Below are 21,406 nucleotides of genomic sequence, written 5' to 3' on the forward strand. Positions count from 1 at the left end.
TATTGTTTCATTAAACCTTACAAATTTATGAAAAAACAACGTGAATTCAGTGGACATACTGTGCTGCTGCTAAAATTATTGCGTATTATGAAACTAACGAGCTTTTTGATGTTGGTTTTTGCGTTGAGCGTAAGTGCATCTGGTTACTCACAATCAACAAAATTAAACCTGAATGTAAAAAACGGGACATTGGTTGACGCTCTTAAACAGATCGAGGATCAGTCTGAATTTTACTTTTACTACAACAACGATGAAATTTCGTCTCTTCAAGATGTTTCAATCAGTACTGAAAATAAACAAATTCAAGACGTTCTTGATGAGTTGCTAGCTGAAACAGACCTTGAATACAAAATGATTGACCGTTACATCGTTGTTAAACGCAAGCAAGGATCTGTATTTGATATGCGGTCAATGCAAACGCTGGATGTTTCCGGAGTAGTAACAAATACTTCAGGCGAAGGTATTCCAGGTGTAACCGTTGTAGTAAAAGGAACTACCAACGGAACAATTACCGATATCGATGGTAATTATGCTTTGAGAGAGGTTGCAAACGGCTCTTCTTTGGTTTTTTCTTTTATCGGGTTGAAAACAAAGGAAGTTGTTGTCGATGGCCAATCGAGATTAAATGTAACGATGGAAGAAGAAACCATAGGTTTGGATGAAGTAGTGGCGATCGGTTATGGAACAACTTCAATTAAAGATGCAACAGGCGCTGTTTCATCGGTTCGTGCCGACGATTTTAACAAGGGGATGGTTGCGTCTCCCGAACAGTTAATCCAAGGACGTTCTGCTGGTGTACAGATTACTTCTGCAAGTGGCGAACCAGGTGGAAGCATCAATATCAATATTCGCGGTACTTCATCAGTTCGAAGTGGAAATAATCCTCTTTACGTAATTGATGGTGTTGCATTGAGCGGCGATGCTGTTTCACCCGGAGGAGAAGATGTTAGTTTTGGCGGGAGTACTGCCCGAAACCCATTGAACTTTCTGAATCCCGATGATATTAAGGATATTAGTATATTGAAGGATGCTTCAGCGACGGCTATTTACGGTTCCCGCGGAGCCAATGGTGTTGTGATTATTACAACCAAAAGTGGTAAAGGTGCCGGTGGCGGTATTGAGTATTCTTCATCGGTTGGATTTAGTTCTATCACTAAAAAGTATGATGTACTAGGCCCCGATGAGTATTTAAGTGCTATTAATGGCTTGGGAGGAAACTCAAGTACGCTTGATGCCGGTGCAAATACAGATTGGCAAGACCAGATATTTAGAACTGGTGTTTCTCAATCTCATAATATTTCATATGGCACCGCAGATACAAAAGGAGACTACCGTGTTTCAATGAGCTATTTTGATCAGAATGGTATTGTTGAAGAAAGTAAATTAACAAGATACACGCTGCGTGTAAACGGAAACAGAAGCTTCTTTAATGATAAATTGAAATTATCCAGTCAATTAACGGTTTCTGATGTTGATGATCAGGGAGTTCCTATTGGAAATTCCCCCAACCATTTTGGTGATTTAATTGCATCTGCTCTTTATATGAATCCAACAGAACCGGTTTATTTAGCTGACGGCTCATACAATCAGCCATCGTTTGATCGGTTAAACCCCAAAGCCATGCTGGCATATAGTGCCGATAATACTAATACGCTTAGAGCACTCGCCAGTCTTTCTGCCGAATACCAAATCAGCAAGGACTTGAGCTTGAAGTCGATTTACGGCCGCGATCTTTCAAAGTCCGAAAGATATTATGCTTATTCTCCATTATTGTATGCCAATTATATTTTTGAAAACGGAAAAGCAGGTTTAAGTTCGGTAACGATGGATAACGGACTTTGGGAAAACTTTTTGAACTACAATAAGGAGTTTGGCGAAGTCGCTTTTACCGGTCTTTTAGGGTACTCATACCAGTATTTCGAAACAAAAACGGCATCCATGAATGCTGGTAAATTTCGCTTCGATGATCTGGATTTGATGATGAATAATTTAGCTGCCGGTGAATCAATTGTTGGAAATACAACGATGCAAAGGGATGAATTGCAATCGTATTTTGCAAGAGTAAACTTTGTAACCAAAGACAAATGGTTGTTTACAGCGACTGTTCGCGCTGATGGCTCTACCAAATTTGGAGGAAACAACCAGTATGGCTATTTCCCGTCAATGGCTTTAGGATATCGTATATCGGAAGAAGATTTTATCCCGGAGTCCATTTCAAACTTGAAGTTGAGACTAGGTTGGGGGATAACAGGTAATCAGGAAATTCCTCGCAACCTTTATTCGCAAAGACAACGCTACGGAAGTTCAACTATTGATGGTTCAGGAGACATTACTACCGGATCATTAGGAAACGTAACCTTCGCTAATCCTGATCTTAAGTGGGAAACAACAAGTCAATTTAATGCCGGTGTCGATTTCGGTTTCAATAATAATAGAATTCGCGGTTCACTGGATGTATATCAAAAAAAGACCACTGATTTATTACTTCAATTGAAAAGTGCCCAGCCGGCACCCCAAGCATACTATTGGACAAATTTGGACGGAAATATTGTCAACTCAGGTGTTGAACTGTCGCTTTCAGCAGATATCGTTGAAGCAAATGACTTTGACTGGGGAGTTACCGCAAACATGAGCTACAACAAAAATAAGGTTGAAGATTTGTCAACAACAATTGAAACAGGAGTTCTGGACGGGCAAGGACTTTCAGGTGTAACCATTCAACGAATTACCAATGACTATCCAATGTACACCTATTACATCCGGGTATTTGAGGGATTTGATGAAAACGGTATTGCTATTTACGATGGCGATAATCCTCAATTTACAGGCGATAGTCCGATCCCTAAATTTACAATGGGTTTGACCAATACGTTCAGATATAAAAACTTTGATTTCAATGTGTACTTGAATGGACAGTTCGGTCATAAGATATACAGTAACACGGCTAATGCATTTTTCTATGCCGGTAACTTGGCGATCGGACGTAACGTAACCAGCGACATCGTTGGGAACGGTGAGGCTGCTATAAATACAGCTGACCCTTCTACCCGCTTCCTCGAAGATGGTTCATTTGTTAGATTACAGGACGTGAGTTTAGGCTATAACGTTCCTTTCAAAAACTCAAAATACATCTCAAAACTAAGATTGTATGTAACCGGTCAAAACTTATTTGTTATTACAAATTATAGTGGACAAGACCCTGAGGTGAATGTTAACAAGGGTAGTGGTGGCGTACCTTCGATGGGTATTGACTATACGACATACCCTCGTGCAAGAACAATATTGATGGGACTTAAAGTACAATTTTAAAACCGAACAAATTGATTAAAATGAAAAAGAATTATAAATATATACTGATTGTTTGTGGTCTGGTGGCAGGATTTTTTATGCCAGGGTGCACTGACCTCGAAGTTGAATTTAACGATTCCTATTTTGTTGAACAATCGGATGACGGCTTTTCAGCTGTTGATGTGGCCGCCGTTTTGAACTCAGCTTACGGAAAGCTTGGAGATATCGTTGGGAGTTCGTACACCGGTGTCGCCGGGTTAAATGAACCCACTTCTGATGAAATGATCATCCCGACTCGTGCAACCGATTGGGGAAATGGTGGCGTATTTCGTTTGTTGCATACGCATACCTGGGACCCGGCTCATACGTACATTTTGGATACTTGGGATGATTTGAACGTTGGCGTCTATTATTGCACACAAATTTTAGCATCAAACCCATCAGCCCAACAGGCTGCAGAAGCAAAGACCTTAAGGGCTTATTTCATGTATCATATCATTGATTTGTTTGGGCAGGTGCCTTTTCGCGAAGTGACACAAGGAGTTGATGAATACCCGGCAGTATGGACTCGTTCTGCTGCTTTTGATTATGCCGTGAGTGAACTGGAATCTGTAATGGCAGATCTTCCTGACGGTGGTCCGGAATCTGCCGATCCAACTCAGGTTAGTAAAGCTTTTGCTCATGCACTGCTTGCAAAATTCTATCTAAATAAGGCTGTTTATAAGGCTGATAGTCCAGCAGGTCCATACAATTTTGATGCTGCTGACATGAATAAGGTCATTGAGCATTGTGATGCTGTTGAATCCTTTGGCTTCGAATTGGAAGCCAATTATTTCGACAACTTCAATCAAAACAGCAGGAAAGAGAAAATTTTGACCTACACCAGGTGGTGGAATGGCATGTGGATCTGGCCACAGTTGCACAATAGCCAGGGAGGTTGGAACGGTGCTACTACGATTGGTAGTTTCTATGATTTATTTGAAGAAGACGGTCAGCGTATTGGTACTAAGCAGGAATTTGGACGAGGATTTGGATTCTTAATAGGGCCTCAATACAAGGAAGATGGTACTCCTTATTTGAATCGTTCAGCTGAACCTTTGGTGTATACGCGTGAAATCAAGCTTTCGGGAAATACCGATTATGCTGGTATCCGGGTATTAAAGTATGATCCCAATAGCGACGATGGTTTTGTTCTGATGCGTTATGCTGATATCCGGTTGATGAAAGCTGAGGCGATTTTGCGTGGAGGGGCACCAACCGGAGGTGAAACCGCACAGAGTATCGTTGACGAATTAAGAACCATTCGTGGTGCCAGTAGTATCTCTGTAAGTATTGATATGATGCTGGATGAAAGAGGTCGTGAATTGTATTGGGAAGGAATGCGTAGGACGGATCAAGTTCGTTTCGAAACCTTTACAAAAACAACCTGGGAAAACAAATCGGTACTGGATGATAACATGGTGCTGTTCCCAATTCCACAGCGTGCGATGGATTCCAATCCGAACTTTACACAAAATGCAGGCTATAAGTAAACTATTATGTGACTAATTTAAACGAATATTAGATTTTGGGAACCTCTGATTAATTAGAGGTTCCCAATTCGTTTATTGCGGTCGACAAAAAAAAATAAGGAAGATAAATTTTCGGATGTTATTTTTTTAATTAGCACAGCATAGGTACAAAAGATGCTTATGAAAACGTTTTCATCTTTGGTTCTGGCTCTGTATCTTTACAGCTTGAGTTTGTCTAAAACCTATCATGAATCAGCAGGAGTGGTTCATTTTTAAGAAGTGCAATGCGATTTTAGCATAGGGGTAACTCAACTATAGTTGTTTATAGAATAAAGTATTCTATCAAATTAGTTAATCGATTTTTATCAACTTCGAAAACGGTAATATATCCATAGTTATGATTTTATTCCTCCGAAAAAAGTTAACGCTTACACTCTTCTCTCTCTTTAGTTTATGCGTTTCAGCTCAACAAACTGAAACAAAATACCTTTCAGGAACTGGTTGCGACCATACTGTTGATTGGCAGTTCTATTGTACCGATGGTATCCGGTCAGGTGAGTGGACAACCATACCCGTTCCGTCGAATTGGGAGCTTCAGGGATTTGGTGAATACAATTATGGGCACGTCAAAGAAAACGAACGTGCGAATGAAAAGGGATTATACAAGTATGAGTTTTCTGTTCCGTCAGACTGGAAGCAAAAACAGGTCAATATCGTTTTTCAAGGGTCGATGACTGATACAGAAGTGAAAATCAATGGAGAATTAGCCGGACCAATTCATCGGGGAGCTTATTATGAGTTTCGTTACGATATCAGTAAATTGCTGAAGTATGGGCAATCAAACTTATTGGAGGTTACAGTCGCTAAGCTTTCTGAGAATGAGTCGGTCAATAAAGCCGAACTGCATGGCGATTACTGGATTTTTGGAGGTATATTTCGTCCTGTATTTTTGGAAGCCAAACCCAAAGAAAATATCGAACGCATAGCCATTGATGCAAAAGCTGATGGCAGTTTTGCAGCTGATGTTTTTCTGAAAAACAGTCCGAAAGATGGAGAATTGCGAGCGCAAGTTTTCAGCCTTGACAATCAAAAGATCGGGGAACCTTTTCATGTACCGGTTTCGAAAGAGGTCGAAAAAGTTAGAGTTCAATCCAAATTTGAGAATATTGAAAGCTGGAACCCGGAAGATCCCAATTTGTACCGGGTAAAATTTGAGTTGGTTTCAAAAGGAAAAACGATTCACGAAACAACGACTCGTTTTGGATTCCGGACGGTTGAGGTTCGTCAGCGCGATGGCATTTATGTAAATGGTGTAAAAGTGAAATTCAAAGGCGTGAACCGCCACACATTTCGGTCAACATGCGGACGAGCGTCAAGTAAGGCATTGAGCATTGAAGATGTCGAACTGATCAAGTCGATGAATATGAATGCGGTGCGCATGTCGCATTATCCTCCCGACTCACACTTTCTTGACGTGTGTGATTCACTGGGCTTATTTGTATTGAATGAGCTTGCCGGGTGGCATGGTAGTTACGATGATGTAATAGGGCCAAAGCTTGTTAAGGCAATGGTAACGCGTGATGTGAATCATCCTTCGATTGTGATGTGGGATAACGGGAATGAAGGCGGCCATAATCCGAATTTTGATTCCTTGTTCGCACAGTACGATATTCAGAAGCGAGTGGTTATTTATCCGTGGATGGAGCACAATGGAATAGCAACGCAGCACTATCGTGGTTATAATTACGGTGCCGGAACATTTTGGAACGGCCCGCTAATTACATTGCCTACCGAATTTTTGCACGGAATGTATGATGGGGGGCTAGGCGCCAGCTTGTCCGATTACTGGAATTATATTTGGGATAAGCCGAAAGCTGCAGGTGGCTTCTTATGGGATTTGCTTGATCAGGGTGTTTTGCGAACCGACAAAGAGGGTGAAGTTTACGACACGGATGGTAGCCATGGTGCTGATGGTATTGTGGGGCCAAAGCTGGAGCGTGAAGGCAGCTATTTTGCCATTAAAGAAATATGGTCTCCGGTTCAACCGGAAGAGCTTGAAATTACAGCTCAATGGGATAAGAAAATAGAAATTGAAAATCGCTATATATACACGAATTTAAAAGCATGTTCTTTCAGCTATAAATTAAAGGAATTACGGCTACCTGGAGGAAAGGCAAAGCCCGACGAATTGAGCGGAAGCATTCCTGCTCCGGATATCGCACCAAGGGGAAAAGGGACACTTGAGATTCCCGTACCTTCTGATTGGAAAAAATACGATGTGCTGTACATCACTGCCACTGATCGTTTTGGAAAAGAATTGTACACCTGGGGTTATCCACTGGTGATTCCGGCTGACCTGGTTGGTAAGTTGATCCCTGCAGAGACCAATAAATCGACTCTGTCTTTAACTGAAACCGATAGCTTGTTTCATATCAATGCCGGAACAATTGAGTTTTTAATTGGAAAAAATGACGGCATGTTAAAGAAAGTAACTAATGCCAAAGGGGAAATTCCCTTTCACAGCGGACCTGAAATCAGTGCCGGAGTTACTGCTTTTAGAGGCCTCGAAACAAAGGCTTATAATGATAGTTTGACCATCACCAGTTTATTTGAAACTGAAAATTCAGATTCGTCGCGCATGAAAGAGTTCACCTGGACTTTCTACTCAAATGGCTGGGCAAAGTTGCATTTGTATTATACCTCACCGCTATATGACAAAGATTTTGACTACATGGGAGTAAATTTCAGCTACCCTGAAGAATTGGTAGAAGGCGTTGAATGGTTAGGAAATGGACCTTATCGCGTATGGAAAAATCGCTTGCAAGGAGTTGAGTTCGGCATCCATCAGAAAGACTATAACAATACAATCACGAGTGTTAGTCCTCTCGTTTACCCGGAATTTAAAGGTTACCATGCTAATCTGTACTGGGCGAAAATCCAGTCAAAAGAGCAATCCTTCACCCTTGCAACTTCAACTGACAATGTCTTCCTGAGGTTATATACCCCTGCGCAACCTGATCCTTTTGATCCACGAGTTGTTCCGGCTTTCCCGGGAGGTGATATTTCTTTTATGCAAGCCATTCCCGCAATCGGATCTAAGACTAACGAAGCCTGGAATTTGGGGCCTGCAGGGCGAAAGAACAAATTCTTTGATTACGGACCATTTGATGACTGGCGGATTCGCAGTCAGCAAATGACACTTTATTTCAACTTCTCTATAAACCAATAAGTTGCCAACACAATGAATCAGTCAGTTTCTCATTCTTTAGCGAACAAATATTTTCTCGTTATCACAATCGCTCTTCTATCTTTAGCATGTGGACAAAACAAAAAAGTTAGTCTTGTTTCAAAACAGCAAAATAGCCGGGAGGAGTATGCTGTTCAGAAATTGAACAGTGCACTTACTGCTGAAGGCTACCAGGTGCAGATTGTGTCAAGCCCGGTAAATGAAGAGGACACAAGACAAATCGTGGTGGGTAATTTAGGAGACGATATTTTTGAAACGAGTAATATTCAGCAGCCAGATTCACTATCGTCAGAAGGGTTTGTTATCAGTACTTCAGCTCAAAATATTTACGTGGCGGGAGCAGATGCCAGTGGAACGCTTTATGGTTGTATTGAGCTAATTGACCGACTAAAACCGACTGGTGAATTGCCTGAGAAATTGAACCTTGTAGATCAACCGGAAATGGTGATGCGAGGAACGTGTATTGGTCTTCAAAAGACAGAATACCTGCCGGGTCGCACGGTTTATGAATATCCATATACGGAAGAGAGTTTCCCCTGGTTTTACGACAAGGAGCTTTGGATTGAGTATTTAGACATGTTGGTCGAAAACCGCTACAATTCACTTTACTTGTGGAATGGCCATCCTTTTGCTTCATTGGTGAAACTGGAGGACTACCCATATGCTGTTGAGGTTGACGATGAAACGTTCAAAAAGAACGAAGAGGTATTTGCATTTTTAACCAAAGAGGCTGATAAACGCGGAATCTGGGTGATTCAAATGTTCTACAATATTATTGTTTCAAAACCTTTTGCTGAAAAGCATGATATAAAAACACAGGAACGCAGCCGACCAATTACTCCGGTTATTGCAGACTACACCCGAAAATCGATTGCTGCTTTCATAGAAAAATATCCGAATGTGGGCTTATTGGTGACTTTGGGAGAGGCAATGCACACCATCGATGATGATGTGGAATGGTTCACCAAAACCATCATTCCCGGGGTAAAAGACGGACTGGAAAAACTGGGGATTGAAAAAGAACCGCCTATTGTTTTGCGCGGCCACGATACGGATGCCAAACGCGTCATGGAAGCTTCCTTGCCGGTATACAAGAATCTGTACACAACATTCAAATACAATGGAGAGTCACTAACGACTTATGAGCCCCGCGATGCCTGGCAGTCTATCCCGACGGCACTTAGTGAGCTTGGCTCCGTGCATATCTCCAATGTTCATATTTTAGCTAACCTTGAACCTTTCCGCTACGGATCGCCCGATTTTATTCAGAAAAGTGTTCAGGCCATGCACGAAAAGCAAGGAGCTAACGGACTACATCTTTACCCACAGGCTTCATATTGGGACTGGCCTTATTCGGCTGATAAAACAGAGCCGCGCCTGTTGGAAATGGAACGAGACTGGATTTGGTATCAAACCTGGGCCAGGTATGCATGGAACTCGAAAAGAGAGCGTTTGGATGAAATTGACTACTGGAGTAACAAGCTGGACGACTTTTATGGAACGTCAAATGGAAAGGATATCCTGGAAGCTTATGAGCAAACCGGTGAGATCGCTCCCAAACTACTGCGAACTTTCGGAATTTCTGATGGTAATCGTCAAACGCTGCTTTTAGGCATGTTCATGGGACAACTAGTCAATCCATACAAATACCATGTTTATCAAAATTTCCTGACATCAAATGGACCGGTTGGCGAAATCCTTATTGAATATGCCGAGAAAGAGTGGAACGGAGAGCAACATGTGGGAGAAACACCGCCACAAATCAGAAAAGAGGTCGTTGAGCATGGCAGGCTGGCTGTTGAAGCCATTGAAGCGGCATCGGGCTCAGTGGGCAAAAACGAGGCCGAATTTGAACGACTGAAAAATGATGTGTATTGTTACAATGCCTTTGCCAATTTTTTTGCTGAAAAAGTAAAAGCAGCTGAACTGGCTTTACGTTTCAAATATTCCAATGACATAACTGATTTGGGAAAAGCCGTTCCGATGTTGGAAAAGAGTGTTGAGCACTTTAAACAGCTCGTTGAACTGACCGAGGATACTTACTTGTACGCCAATAGCATGCAAACAGCTCAACGACGGATTCCGATTACCGGGCGGGATGGAAAGAACAAAACATGGAAAGAGTTGCTTCCACATTACCAGGATGAATTGGAAAATTTCAAAAGAAACTTGAATATGCTGAAATCAGAAAGTGGACAAGTTTCAATGAATTTTGAAGCATACAAGCCGGCTGAAGTCACTGTTTTAAATAAAGATACTAAACGCTATTCTTTAACAAAGGGAGAGCAAGTATATACCGACAACTCAGCAAAAATCAAAGAAGTTGCCCCAGAGTTAAAGAATTTATCAGGTGTTCGTTTTTCCGATGAAGAACAACAAGAAAAAGGCACTGTGTTGCGGTTTAAAACCGAAGAACCTGTGAAGGTTTTAGTCGGGTATTTTAATACCAATTCATACACTACCTTGAAACCTCCAACATTGGAAACCAATGCGCAAGCCAATGATCGAGGGCAAGCAGATATAAAAATAGCTAATGCCATGCTGATCCCCGGCTTATATCCGGTCAATATTTATTCTTATCGCTATGAAGCCGGAGAACATGAGTTAGTTTTGGGAAAAGGACGTGTCCTCGTCCTTGGTTTTATCAATGGCGACACGAATATACCAATACATGATGCTGGCGTGGGAGTAGAAGGAGAGGCCTCTGTAGATTGGTTGTTTTATTAGAATTTGATGGCAATGAATTTAGAAATTGCATGTAGATTGTTAAGTGAAAAGAAGAAAGATATCGGGCAGAAAACGGAATAAAAACCAAATGAAAAGAATTAGAATTTATTAAAACCATAGAACGATGAGTCAAAAACAAAAACGTACAATTTTCTTGTCCCTCACTTTGCTAATTCTTTTTTCCATTGGAGGGCGGGCACAACACGTATTTCATGTATCGCCTAAGGCTGTTAAAGATGGCAGGGGAACACTTGAGTCACCCTTTAATTCGATTCAGTCGGCACAAAAAGCCGTAGCCAAAAAGAACAGTCGTATGTCGGAGGATATCGTTGTTTATTTACACGGAGGGACATATAATTTATCAGCTCCGCTTGTATTTAAAGAAAATGATTCCGGGATGAATGGCTTTCACGTTATCTACAAAGCATATGGCAATGAAACTCCTGTAATCAGTGGTGGAATTAGAGTGAGCGGATGGGAAAAAGTTAAAGGAGATATTTACAAAGCACATCTCGACCGGGATAGCAAACTTAGGACTCTGTTTGTTAATGGCAAAAGGATGCGAATGGCTGGAACTGATATACCAGTTGCTGGTCAGGGAGATTGGGGAACATTTAATGTTACCGGAGAGGAAAGCTGGGCATTTGGACCGGGAACTGCCATTGATGGAATAAAATTTAAGGCCAAAGATGTTGGTCTGTATGAACATCCGGAAGATATTGAATTAGTCCAATTTAACGTGTGGACAGAGAAAATCCTGTGTGCTCGTGAAATGGAAAGAATTGGTGATACAACCGTTGTTAAACTGCAACAGCCATACGGGGCTATAGCAACTTCGATGGCCTGGGCAGGAAAGATCAATTATGAGAAAAATTTCGTTGTCAGGAATGCTTATGAACTGTTGGATTCCCCGGGTGAGTTTTATTTTAACCGCCAAACAAAAACAATCTATTACTATAGCGATGGTGAAGATATGTCGGTTGCTGAAGTAGTCGCTCCGGTTACTGACGGATTAATGCAAATCAAAGGCTCATCAGTAGAATCAAGGGTTAAAAATATTCGTTTTGAAGGAATTACCTTCTCACACGACCACTGGCAGCTAATGGAAGTTGCAGGATCTCATGGTTTTGCCGGAATTCAATGTTTAGGGCTTGCGGTAAAATATATTCCCGATGGGAATTGGCATCCCAGTGAATATAACAGCACCGATATCCCAAGAGGTTCCATTCAGGTTCAAAATGCAGAACACATCACCTTCGAAAGAAACCAATTTAAAGGGCTTAGTTCAGCTACCGCAATCAACTTTGTTAATGATGTACAAAATAGTGTGGTGGAAGGTAATTACTTTAACGATCTTTTAGGTAATTCTGTAAATATCGGTCATTCACAACATTATAAAATTGGTGATGGCCCACGTGCTGGTAATTTGGCTCCCACGGAATATAATAACAGTGAAATCTCGGGGGCTGCTTTACAAATTAACCAGGCAAAATCACTTTCTATCAAGAAAAACCAACTGGCCGGTCCGGATTTAGCTGGAACGATAAGCCCTGCCGGCGATGTGCAAAATAGTGAACTGGCAAGCAATTCACTAGATCTCAGTCAACCGAAGTATTATAAAAAAGGTGACGGAGCCGTTTTTGCCGTTGGTATTGAAGGGCTTTGTGAATATAATAGAATTAGCAACAACTATGTTCGGAATGTGAGCCTGGATTTCAGACAGGTTGAGGGAATCACTTCCTTCTTTGTTGCCAATACAACCATTGAGCACAACGACATTGACGGAACACCATACGGGGCAATTACCTGCGGCTGGTGGTGGGGAAACGCAAGCATTCCTCCCTCAAAGGTCGCAAAGAATAACCTGATTCGCTACAATAAGGCCGGTAATACCCATCAGGTACTGGATGATGGCGGGATTATTTATATGCTTGGAGAGCAGCCTGAATCAAGAATTGAAGGGAATTATGTGTACAACGGCCCCCGGTGTATTTATCCTGATGATGGGTCTGCCTACCTGACAATCACCAGAAATGTGGTGGATAATCCAAGTTATAAGTGGATGTGGTTGCATTTTTGGACGAAAAGGTGTCATGATAATGTGGTTTACGAAAACTACGTAAAGAATAACCTGTTGATGGACAACGGCACCAATAACTTGATAAAAGATACCTATAACTTCAGAGATAGCAACGAGTTTTCAGGTGAAGCCCTAAAGATTATTGCTAATGCAGGGATTGAAGAAGAATTTAAGGATATCATTCCTGCAGAGGAACCGGAGAAGATCTTAATTCATCCGGCAGATTTTAAGGAAGGGGACGTGTTTCATTAATTCGGGTTCCTTAAAAGGGTAAAAGAATAAATTCATGTAGCGATAAAGCGACCTTGGGGAAGTCTTCCCCAAGGTCGTTCTTTTTTATAAGCACTAATAGCTGGTGTAATATTCGGCTAGAATATTAGGTGTGTTGTTGAGGGGGTCGCGTTTTTTTGTATTTGCCCGGACTTATACCAATGCGTTGTGAAAATATGGAGGTAAAATGTTGAAGCGAGGAAAATCCGCAGGCATATGCAATGTCCGATAGACTTGTTTGGTCATCTTTCATTAAGTCAATGGCTTTTTCAATTTTAAGATTTATAATGTAACTGTTTGGTGGGTAGCCCGATAGTTCTTTGACTTCTTTGGTGAATTTTGTTTTCCCCATTCCAAACTGATGTGCTAAATCGTCGATAACCCATTTTTTATTTAAGTCGGCATTGATTATTTGGTTCAGTTTCTCGATAAAACTATCCTCGTGCTCAATCTTTTGTTTTCTGAAAGAAAGGTTCCGGTGGAGCTCGATGAAAAGATTTTCAATAATATTACCAACCATAATCTCAAAACCACTTTGTTGGTTGGTCAATTCTTTTTTTAATTCCACAAAGTACTTTTTAAAAATTTTAGCCTTTTTAATGACAATCGCGCCTTCGTGAATCAATAGATTTCCCAAACTTTCCTGAAACTCTTTTGATAATCTTGTCCATGATCCGAGCTGAAGGGGAGTGTTTATAGCGTATTGTTCCGGCTTAATTACAATCCAGGTGATTTCGCCAATATCCATTTTCCCGCCAGGACTCCCGTTCAGCTGCCAGGGAGCTGTTATCGAAAGGTTATCCGGTAATAGTTCAATTTCGTTTCCTTCGACCACCCATTTGTATTTTCCGCTGTTTACAAAATGAATTTCAATACCGTCATTCAAGTGAGGGAACATGGTTTCATCCATTCTGACTTTGGAAAATTTCATGCTACCATACTGCCTGATATAAGGAGTTGTTTCTAATGGACCCGGATCGTTTTCGTGCCACCAAATACCATGGTTTCCACTTTTATTTTTCTGGTTGAGAGTACTGTGTGGTGTTAAATTTTCCATGTGAAGAATGCTTGGATTTGAATCCTGTCAGCCTCTTCTTTTCAGGCTGATTATTCAAAAATAAGAAAAAGAATTTATAGAATCGACCGCCGACTGAAAATAGCATTTTATTTTTATTAAAATGTAGATATTTGATTTAGACTTATAATTATTATTAATCTGGTATTTAGTGAAATAGGATTGATTGGGTTGTGAGTGTAGATTGAACGACAAAAACGAACTAATAACTAAAATGATAGGGCTTGAACTGAGCATGTTAATAATAACCAATCGCTATCATTTATTTCGAAAAAAAATGATTTTTAATGAAACAAACCAACTATCAGCTTTTTGATTTTCTGGATTTCGATCCGGCCATGACCGGGGAGGAATCTCTCTGGAAAGCTTGTGCTCCGATTTCGTTGGAGCTTGATGGATTCGACGTGGTTTTTGAAATTCCATTTCAAAAACAAAAAAACGCGAATGATATTGAACCAGATAAAGAAACCCCACGAAAGATCTATTCACTTCGCATGCGGGCTTACGGGGCAAAAATAATTCGCTTGGCCATCGGATTTGACGAGCACGCGATGACGGATTCGGTGATGCTGGACATTCATCCAGAACTTTCGGTAAATCCACTTCGCTTTGAGAAAACAGAGGATGAATGGTTGATCAAGGACAGCACCGGGATGACCAGAGCATCGTTAAACCGACGACCTGTTGCAATTGACTTTTGGAGTGATTTGGTTCCAGGACCAGAGGAGACCTTGGATTTGACCTTCTACCCTGATGGCGAGAAAGCTGTGAAAGTGAGTGCTTACGATCAGTTTTTTCCGGCCCGACATGATGCCTATGCATTAGCAGTCGTTGAAAAAGATGGTCAGCTGGATCGAACAACGATGTCCTTTCATGCCGATGCTGATGAAAAGTTTGTCGGTACCGGTGAACGGTTTACAAAAATGGATTTGTCAGGGCAAACCTTTCAGCTAAAAAATCAGGATGGACAAGGAGTCAACAATCGACGAGCCTACAAAAATGTGCCATTTTTAATGTCCAGTCGAATGTATGGAATATTCATGCATACGTCAGCACATGGGAAATTATCGATGGCCGATCATTCTACTCGCTCCGTACAACTGTTGGTTGAAGAGCCGGCGATGGATGTTTTTCTGATTGGGGGAGATGAGCCCGAAGAAATTTTAAAAGGCTATCGCCAGTTAACAGGTTTTCCGACCATGCTCCCTAAATGGAGTTTCGGGACCTGGATGAGCCGGATGACTTATTTTTCAGAAGAGGAAGTAAACGAGATTTGTAATCGACTGCGTAAGGAAGATTATCCTTGCGACGTTATCCATCTGGATACGGGGTGGTTTAGAACTGATTGGTTGTGTGAGTGGAAGTTTAATCCGGAACGTTTTCCTGATCCGAAACGATTTGTACAGAATTTGCGCAACGATGGTTACAAGGTAAGTTTGTGGCAAATGCCCTATATCGCCGCCGAAGCGGAGCAACTTGCCGAAGCACGCAACAAGAAGTACATGTGCAAAGTGAACGAAGTCAAGCAGCAGGGTGGCTCAAATTTCAGCGCATTAGATTATGCGGGCACCATCGATTTTACCTACCCTAAAGCTGTTGAATGGTATAAAGGATTGCTAAAAGAACTGCTGGACATGGGTGTGGTTTGCATTAAAACTGACTTTGGAGAAGACATCCATATGGATGCGGAATACCATGGCATGTCGCCCGATAAGTTAAACAACTTATATGCATTGCTTTATCAAAAAGCAGCCTATGAAATAACGAAAGAAGTAACCGGCGATGGCATTGTGTGGGCTCGTGCGGGTTGGGCTGGCTGTCAGCGGTATCCGTTACATTGGGGTGGCGACTCGGCTTGCTCGTGGGATGGCTTGGCTGGCTCGTTAAAAGGAGGCTTGCATATCGGGCTTTCCGGTTTTGGCTTTTGGAGTCATGATGTTCCGGGTTTTCATGGCGTACCTAATTTCATGAATTCGGTTATCCCTGATGATTTATATGTACGCTGGACGCAGTTTGGCGTGTTCTCATCACACCTGCGTTATCACGGAACATCCAAGCGCGAGCCATACGAATATCCGGCGATTTCCGGAATTGTGCGTAATTGGTTGAAACTACGTTATGCCCTCATTCCGTATTTGATGGAGCAAAGTGAAAAGACGACACAAACCGGATTTCCCGTGCTAAGAGCTTTAATTTTTCATCATCCAAAAGATAAAATGTGCTGGCATATTGATGATCAGTATTATTTCGGAGATGATTTTATGGTTGCTCCGGTTATGAATAGTGAGAACAGGAGAGATGTGTATTTGCCAGATGGAGAGTGGGTTAATCTGTTTTCGGGTAAACTTACTCAGGGCAATTGCTGGCTGAACAACTTCGAGTGCCCATTGGATGAAATGCCAGTGTGGGTGAAAAAAGGAGCACAGATTTCAGTTTATCCGCACCATGTATCCAACACCGATGAAATTGATTTAGCAAAGACCGAAAAACTCGTTTTTGCTGAAACTTACACCGGAATTGAGAATAGTATTCTCGCGGATTTGTTGAAATAGAATATGGATTACGAAGAAAAAAATAGAAATAAAAAAACAACCAATAACCAATTTCCAGAGGCACTTGAATTTTTAGATACATCTGGGAATTGAAACTTAAAACTAAAATGAATACCTGGAAAAAAAATATAGATGAATCAAAGCAGAATTTCCTCAATTGGTGGGATCAAAAGGGAATTATTCTGAATATGTGGGAACACTTGCCAAAAGATGGGGCACCACACGCGGATATCCCAAAACCGGCTGATGCCAAGGATTTGAAACAATACTGGTTCGATCCGGTTTGGCGTGCTGAAAACCTGGACTATCAGCTGTCGCGGAGTTCTTTTAAGGCTGATATAATGCCGATTGCCAATACCCATTTAGGTCCCGGTTCATTGGCTGCATTAATGGGGGCTGAGCTGGAAGGTGGAGAAGATACTATCTGGATCAGACACAAGGAGGGGATTGATATGAACCTGAAGTTTGATGAAGCTAATCCGGCTTGGAAACTGCACCTGGATCTGTTGAACGAATGTAAAAAGCGTTCAAACGGACACTACTATGTTGGGTGTCCCGACTTGGTTGAGGGGCTGGACGTGTTGGCCAGTATTAAAGGCACGCAGGACTTGTTGATGGATATGATTATGCAACCGGAAGAATTGGAGATGCAACTTCAACAGGTGAACGATGTCTACTTTAAGGCGTTCAATAAAATTTATGATGTCATTCAGGAAGGTGGCGAAATGGCTTATTGCTATTTCTCAATCTGGGCGCCGGGTACCGTTTCAAAGGTCCAATCTGATATCTCGATCATGATTTCGGAGGAGGATTACAATCGGTTTGTGCTGCCATACATTAAAGAACAATGTCAAAAGATTGATTACACGCTTTATCATCTTGATGGAGTAGGAGCACAGCGACACCTGGATGCAATTTTAAGTATTGATGAGTTGAATGCCATTCAATGGACTCCCGGTGTTGGAGAACCACAAGGCGGAGATCCTTGCTGGTACGATTTGTACAAACGAATTCTTGCCGGCGGAAAATCAATTATGGCGAACTGGGTGACTTTGGATGAACTGGAGCCTTTAATTGATAACATTGGAACAGACGGTTTGCATATTAATGTCGATTTTAAATCAGAAAAAGATATTGATGCAGCCCTGAAAATTGTAGATAAATACAGATAATCAATAACTCATGAAAATAAGATTTTCGTTTTTGTTTCTGATTCTGTTGGTAAGTGGTTCTTTGGTGAGTGCGCAAAGTACTAATTTAAAACTTCAAGCGATTCCTTTTAAGTTGGAAGTGCTTAATGAGCCAGTAGCTGTTTACACGGTCAAAGGAGATTCACTGCTTCTTTCTGCCAAAGGAAAAACAAATCTTTTTGCAAGTCCGAGTGGACATTACAATGTTCAGAATGCTCCCATGGTATTATTCCATCCAGATTCATCTTTTGTGTTTTGTGCGAAAGTGGGTGCTGATCTAAAAGCTGTTTATGACGTGGCAGCCTTGGTGTTTTATCAGGATTCAGATTATTGGGGGAAGTTTTGTTTCGAAAACTCGGTAAATAAGCAGACCTCGATCGTCTCAGTAATTAACCGTATTTATTCAGATGATTGTAATTCGATGCATATAGATGATGATTATGCTTATATGGCGATTATAAAAAAGGGGCTGGAGATGTCGTTTCATTATTCCCGAGATGGAAAGAATTGGGAGATGATACGAAATTTTAGATTAGAAACAGAAGAGAGTTTGAAAATTGGCTTTGCTGTTCATGGTTCTCGGGGAGATGGTACGCAGGGACAATTCTCGAATATTAGATATTCTTCGAGGGTTCCTGATGATCTCAGATCTTTCTAAATGAATATTCACTTTTTATTTAAATGTAAGTATGTTGAAAATAGGGATTTTAGGATTGGGTGAAGGACGGAGTACAATGTCTGCTGTCCTGAATAGTGCGAAATGGGAGTTGAAAACTGTTTGCGACTTGAATATTGATTTGTGTAAGCAGCGGGCAAAAGAGTTTGATTTTCACAACTATACGACTAATTATGAAGAGCTGTTGAGTGATCCGGAGATTGATGTTGTTGGTATTTACACGCCGGATCATTTACATGCTACTCACATAAAAATGGCGCTTTCACACGGGAAACATGTAGTGTGTACAAAACCACTGCTTGATGATCTGGCGGAAGCGGCAAGCTTGCTCGAGCTGAGTCATAAAGTTGGCAAGCGAGTATTTGTGGGGCAAAGCTCCCGTTTTTTCGAGCCGATGAAAAGGCAACGACTTGACTTCGAGAGAGGCGAAATAGGGGAGCTTGTTACTGTCGAAGCGCACTACAATGCCGATCACCGCTGGTTTTTAGGCAAAGGTTGGTCGTTGCAGGATAGTTTTAAGTGGCTGTTTGGTGGATTGAGCCATCCGGTGGATTTCATCCGTTGGTATTTGCCCGAAATTGAGGAAGTGATGGGCTACGGTATGTTAAGCCCGAATGGGGTAGCAGGAGGACTGAAAAACCAAGATACCATGCACTTTATCTTTAAGGCAAAAGATGGACGTATTGCACGGGTTAGCGGATCGTATTCCGGCCCGGTTCAACCGGCAATTCGCGAGAGCGAAATGAGCTGTATTCTCCGCGGAACCGAAGGTTGCAGCCAGGGTGATTACATGGATTTGCGATACACCATTGCCGATAAAAACGGCGAAGATAAGCAAATCACTTTTGACGATCAGTTGAAGTACTATTTCCGGTTTGAGGGAAAGAGTCATCACGCCGGAGAGTACAATAATTACCTGGAGCATTTTGCCGACAGCATCGAAAAAGGCTTCGTCGCTTATCCTGATTTAAAAGAAGGAATTGGAACGGTCGCTTTGTTGAAAACCATGGAAAAAACACTGACTTCGGGAAAACCGGAGAAAGTACAAGATACCATTGAAGAATATGGCCTTAGGTCAATTCTGAATCCATAATATTTCTAATAGTAACCTAAAAATAAACACAATGAGTACAATTATTACCAAAGAACAGGTCGAGCAATACGAGCGGGATGGTTTCGTAATTCTTCGTAACGTAATCTCACAGGAGATGATTGAAAAGATCCAGAATGAATGCGAACGCTTTATCAAGGAGAAAGATGCTGAGATGGATGCAAAAGGGGTGGAAGTTGATGAGATCAATCACAAAGGGAAAAGGTATTTCATTGCGATGAAAAACAAATCGAGCCAAGCCATGCAGGAGCTTTTGTTTGGGAAGGAAATGGAGGAGATTACCCGAAGTATTCTAGGCAACGATGTGTATTTATTTTTAGAACAATATGTGGTTAAAGCTGCCGATAAAGGAATGAAATTTTCCTGGCATCAGGATTCTGGCTATGTCAAAGAAAAGCATAATCCATATTTGTCATGCTGGTTGCCCTTGGATGATGTTGACGAGGAGAATGGAACAGTATATTTGCTGACTTATGATGAGGCAGGAACAAGAAAACGGATTGATCATTTTCTTGAGGATGGCACAAACGATATGGTTGGATATGCTGGTGATAACCCTGGAGTTCCGGCAGTTCTAAAAAAAGGAGATATCGCGCTTTTTTCAAGTGTTTGCTTTCACCGAAGTGGGTCAAATAACACGAATAAATCACGAAGGGTATTGCTAATGCAGTATTCAGACGAGCCTATTGTGAAAGATGATGGTAGTCCGCTATACTTGGCAGATCCATTCATTGTAAATGGACAATTAAAAAAATAGAAATATGGAGATTAAAAATACAAACGATGGAACTGATCGGCCACCCTATCTTCGGCTGGATATAAACTATGGAAATTGTAGCGATCTGCCTTCGTTTTCGGTAGGTCCTCGCGGCAACGATGAGGAAAAACACAATGCCATAAAAGCAGCCGGATACGCAGGTGTGCAAGATGGCAATCCTGATTTATGTAAGAAACTGGGACTGGAGCTAACTGCACATGCTCGCATTAACAAGGTGGGCGAGTTGGATGAACTGCTTCCCAAGTGGAAAAAGGATAACTTTAATTGTGCCACTCTGCATGTTGGTTGGGGAATGGAAAGTGATAAGGAGATGGATGAACTGGTTCAATATGTATTGGATATGTCAGTAAAAAACGATTTTCCAATTTATTTTGAAACCCATCGGTCGACTATTACGCAGGATATGCAGCGAACGGTTGAACTCATCAAGCGATTCCCCGAGATTCGCTTCAACGGGGATTTTTCGCATTGGTACACCGGGCAGGAAATGGTGTACGGCGGAATTGAAAATAAATGGGAGTTTATCGCTCCGGTTTTCGATCGCGTTCGATTTATGCATGGTCGTATTGGAAACCCTGGTAGTATTCAGGTTGATATTGCCGATGGTAAAAACCAGATTTATGTCGACCATTTTAAAGAGATGTGGACACGTGCTTTTGCCGGATTTCTGAAAACGGCGAAACCTGGCGACTACCTCTGCTTTACGGTTGAATTGTTGCAAGCTGATATCTTCTATGCTCGCCAAATTCAAAATGCGCAGGGAGAGCGGGTTGAAGAGGGTGATCGTTGGCAACAAGCTTTGCTTTACGGGCAAATTGCCAAAGAGTGCTGGAAAGAAGCCCAAAAAAGAATTGGATAATTAATTGAACGAATAAAATAACAACTAGCAGAAAAAACTAAT

At 41.6% G+C, this 21,406-nt stretch carries 12 protein-coding genes; 11 read left to right on the plus strand and 1 reads right to left on the minus strand.

All coding sequences use genetic code 11. The features are described from left to right. Nucleotides 1-27: 27 nt before the first annotated feature. The 5 genes from GR929_RS00950 (at nt 28) to GR929_RS00970 (ending at nt 13,105) form a co-directional block, all read left to right on the plus strand. Nucleotides 28-3,309, plus strand: coding sequence for a TonB-dependent receptor (locus GR929_RS00950; RefSeq protein ID WP_159517036.1), 3,282 nt, complete (start codon nt 28-30; stop codon nt 3,307-3,309). Between the two features lie 20 nt (nt 3,310-3,329). Then, nucleotides 3,330-4,820, plus strand: a complete 1,491-nt coding sequence (locus tag GR929_RS00955) for a RagB/SusD family nutrient uptake outer membrane protein (RefSeq protein WP_159517037.1) — start codon at nt 3,330-3,332, stop codon at nt 4,818-4,820. Nucleotides 4,821-5,196: 376 nt separating this feature from the next. Then, nucleotides 5,197-8,028: a glycoside hydrolase family 2 TIM barrel-domain containing protein gene (locus tag GR929_RS00960; RefSeq protein WP_159517038.1), complete on the plus strand. Its 2,832-nt coding sequence runs from the start codon at nt 5,197-5,199 to the stop codon at nt 8,026-8,028. 12 nt (nt 8,029-8,040) lie between these two features. Further along, entirely contained in the window at nt 8,041-10,773 is a 2,733-nt protein-coding gene (locus tag GR929_RS00965) for an alpha-d-galacturonidase (protein ID WP_159517039.1), read from the plus strand. A 124-nt stretch (nt 10,774-10,897) separates the two neighbouring features. After that, nucleotides 10,898-13,105 (plus strand): right-handed parallel beta-helix repeat-containing protein, encoded by a 2,208-nt coding sequence (locus GR929_RS00970; RefSeq protein WP_159517040.1) that lies wholly within the window; start codon nt 10,898-10,900, stop codon nt 13,103-13,105. Nucleotides 13,106-13,229: 124 nt separating this feature from the next. On the opposite strand, the gene GR929_RS00975 is transcribed toward GR929_RS00970, so the two are convergent. Continuing rightward, entirely contained in the window at nt 13,230-14,180 is a 951-nt protein-coding gene (locus tag GR929_RS00975; RefSeq protein WP_159517041.1) for an AraC family transcriptional regulator, read from the minus strand. A 305-nt stretch (nt 14,181-14,485) separates the two neighbouring features. On the opposite strand from GR929_RS00975, the gene GR929_RS00980 reads away from it, so the two are divergent. The 6 genes from GR929_RS00980 to GR929_RS01005 all read left to right on the plus strand — a co-directional run bounded on the left by GR929_RS00980 (nt 14,486) and on the right by GR929_RS01005 (nt 21,364). Beyond that, nucleotides 14,486-16,750: a glycoside hydrolase family 31 protein gene (locus tag GR929_RS00980; RefSeq protein WP_159517042.1), complete on the plus strand. Its 2,265-nt coding sequence runs from the start codon at nt 14,486-14,488 to the stop codon at nt 16,748-16,750. A 107-nt stretch (nt 16,751-16,857) separates the two neighbouring features. Next, entirely contained in the window at nt 16,858-17,922 is a 1,065-nt protein-coding gene (locus tag GR929_RS00985; protein ID WP_159517043.1) for a uroporphyrinogen decarboxylase/cobalamine-independent methonine synthase family protein, read from the plus strand. A gap of 10 nt (nt 17,923-17,932) precedes the next feature. After that, complete coding sequence (locus tag GR929_RS00990; protein ID WP_159517044.1) at nt 17,933-18,598, plus strand: DUF1349 domain-containing protein; 666 nt, start codon at nt 17,933-17,935, stop codon at nt 18,596-18,598. Between the two features lie 31 nt (nt 18,599-18,629). Continuing rightward, on the plus strand, nt 18,630-19,709 hold the full coding sequence (locus GR929_RS00995) for a Gfo/Idh/MocA family protein (RefSeq protein WP_159517045.1): 1,080 nt from the start codon (nt 18,630-18,632) through the stop codon (nt 19,707-19,709). Between the two features lie 31 nt (nt 19,710-19,740). After that, on the plus strand, nt 19,741-20,484 hold the full coding sequence (locus GR929_RS01000; RefSeq protein ID WP_159517046.1) for a phytanoyl-CoA dioxygenase family protein: 744 nt from the start codon (nt 19,741-19,743) through the stop codon (nt 20,482-20,484). A 4-nt stretch (nt 20,485-20,488) separates the two neighbouring features. Further along, complete coding sequence (locus GR929_RS01005; protein WP_159517047.1) at nt 20,489-21,364, plus strand: hypothetical protein; 876 nt, start codon at nt 20,489-20,491, stop codon at nt 21,362-21,364. The last annotated feature ends 42 nt before the right edge of the window (nt 21,365-21,406 follow it).

Source organism: Sunxiuqinia indica (assembly GCF_009847015.1).
In the GTDB taxonomy this organism is placed as follows: domain Bacteria; phylum Bacteroidota; class Bacteroidia; order Bacteroidales; family Prolixibacteraceae; genus Sunxiuqinia; species Sunxiuqinia indica.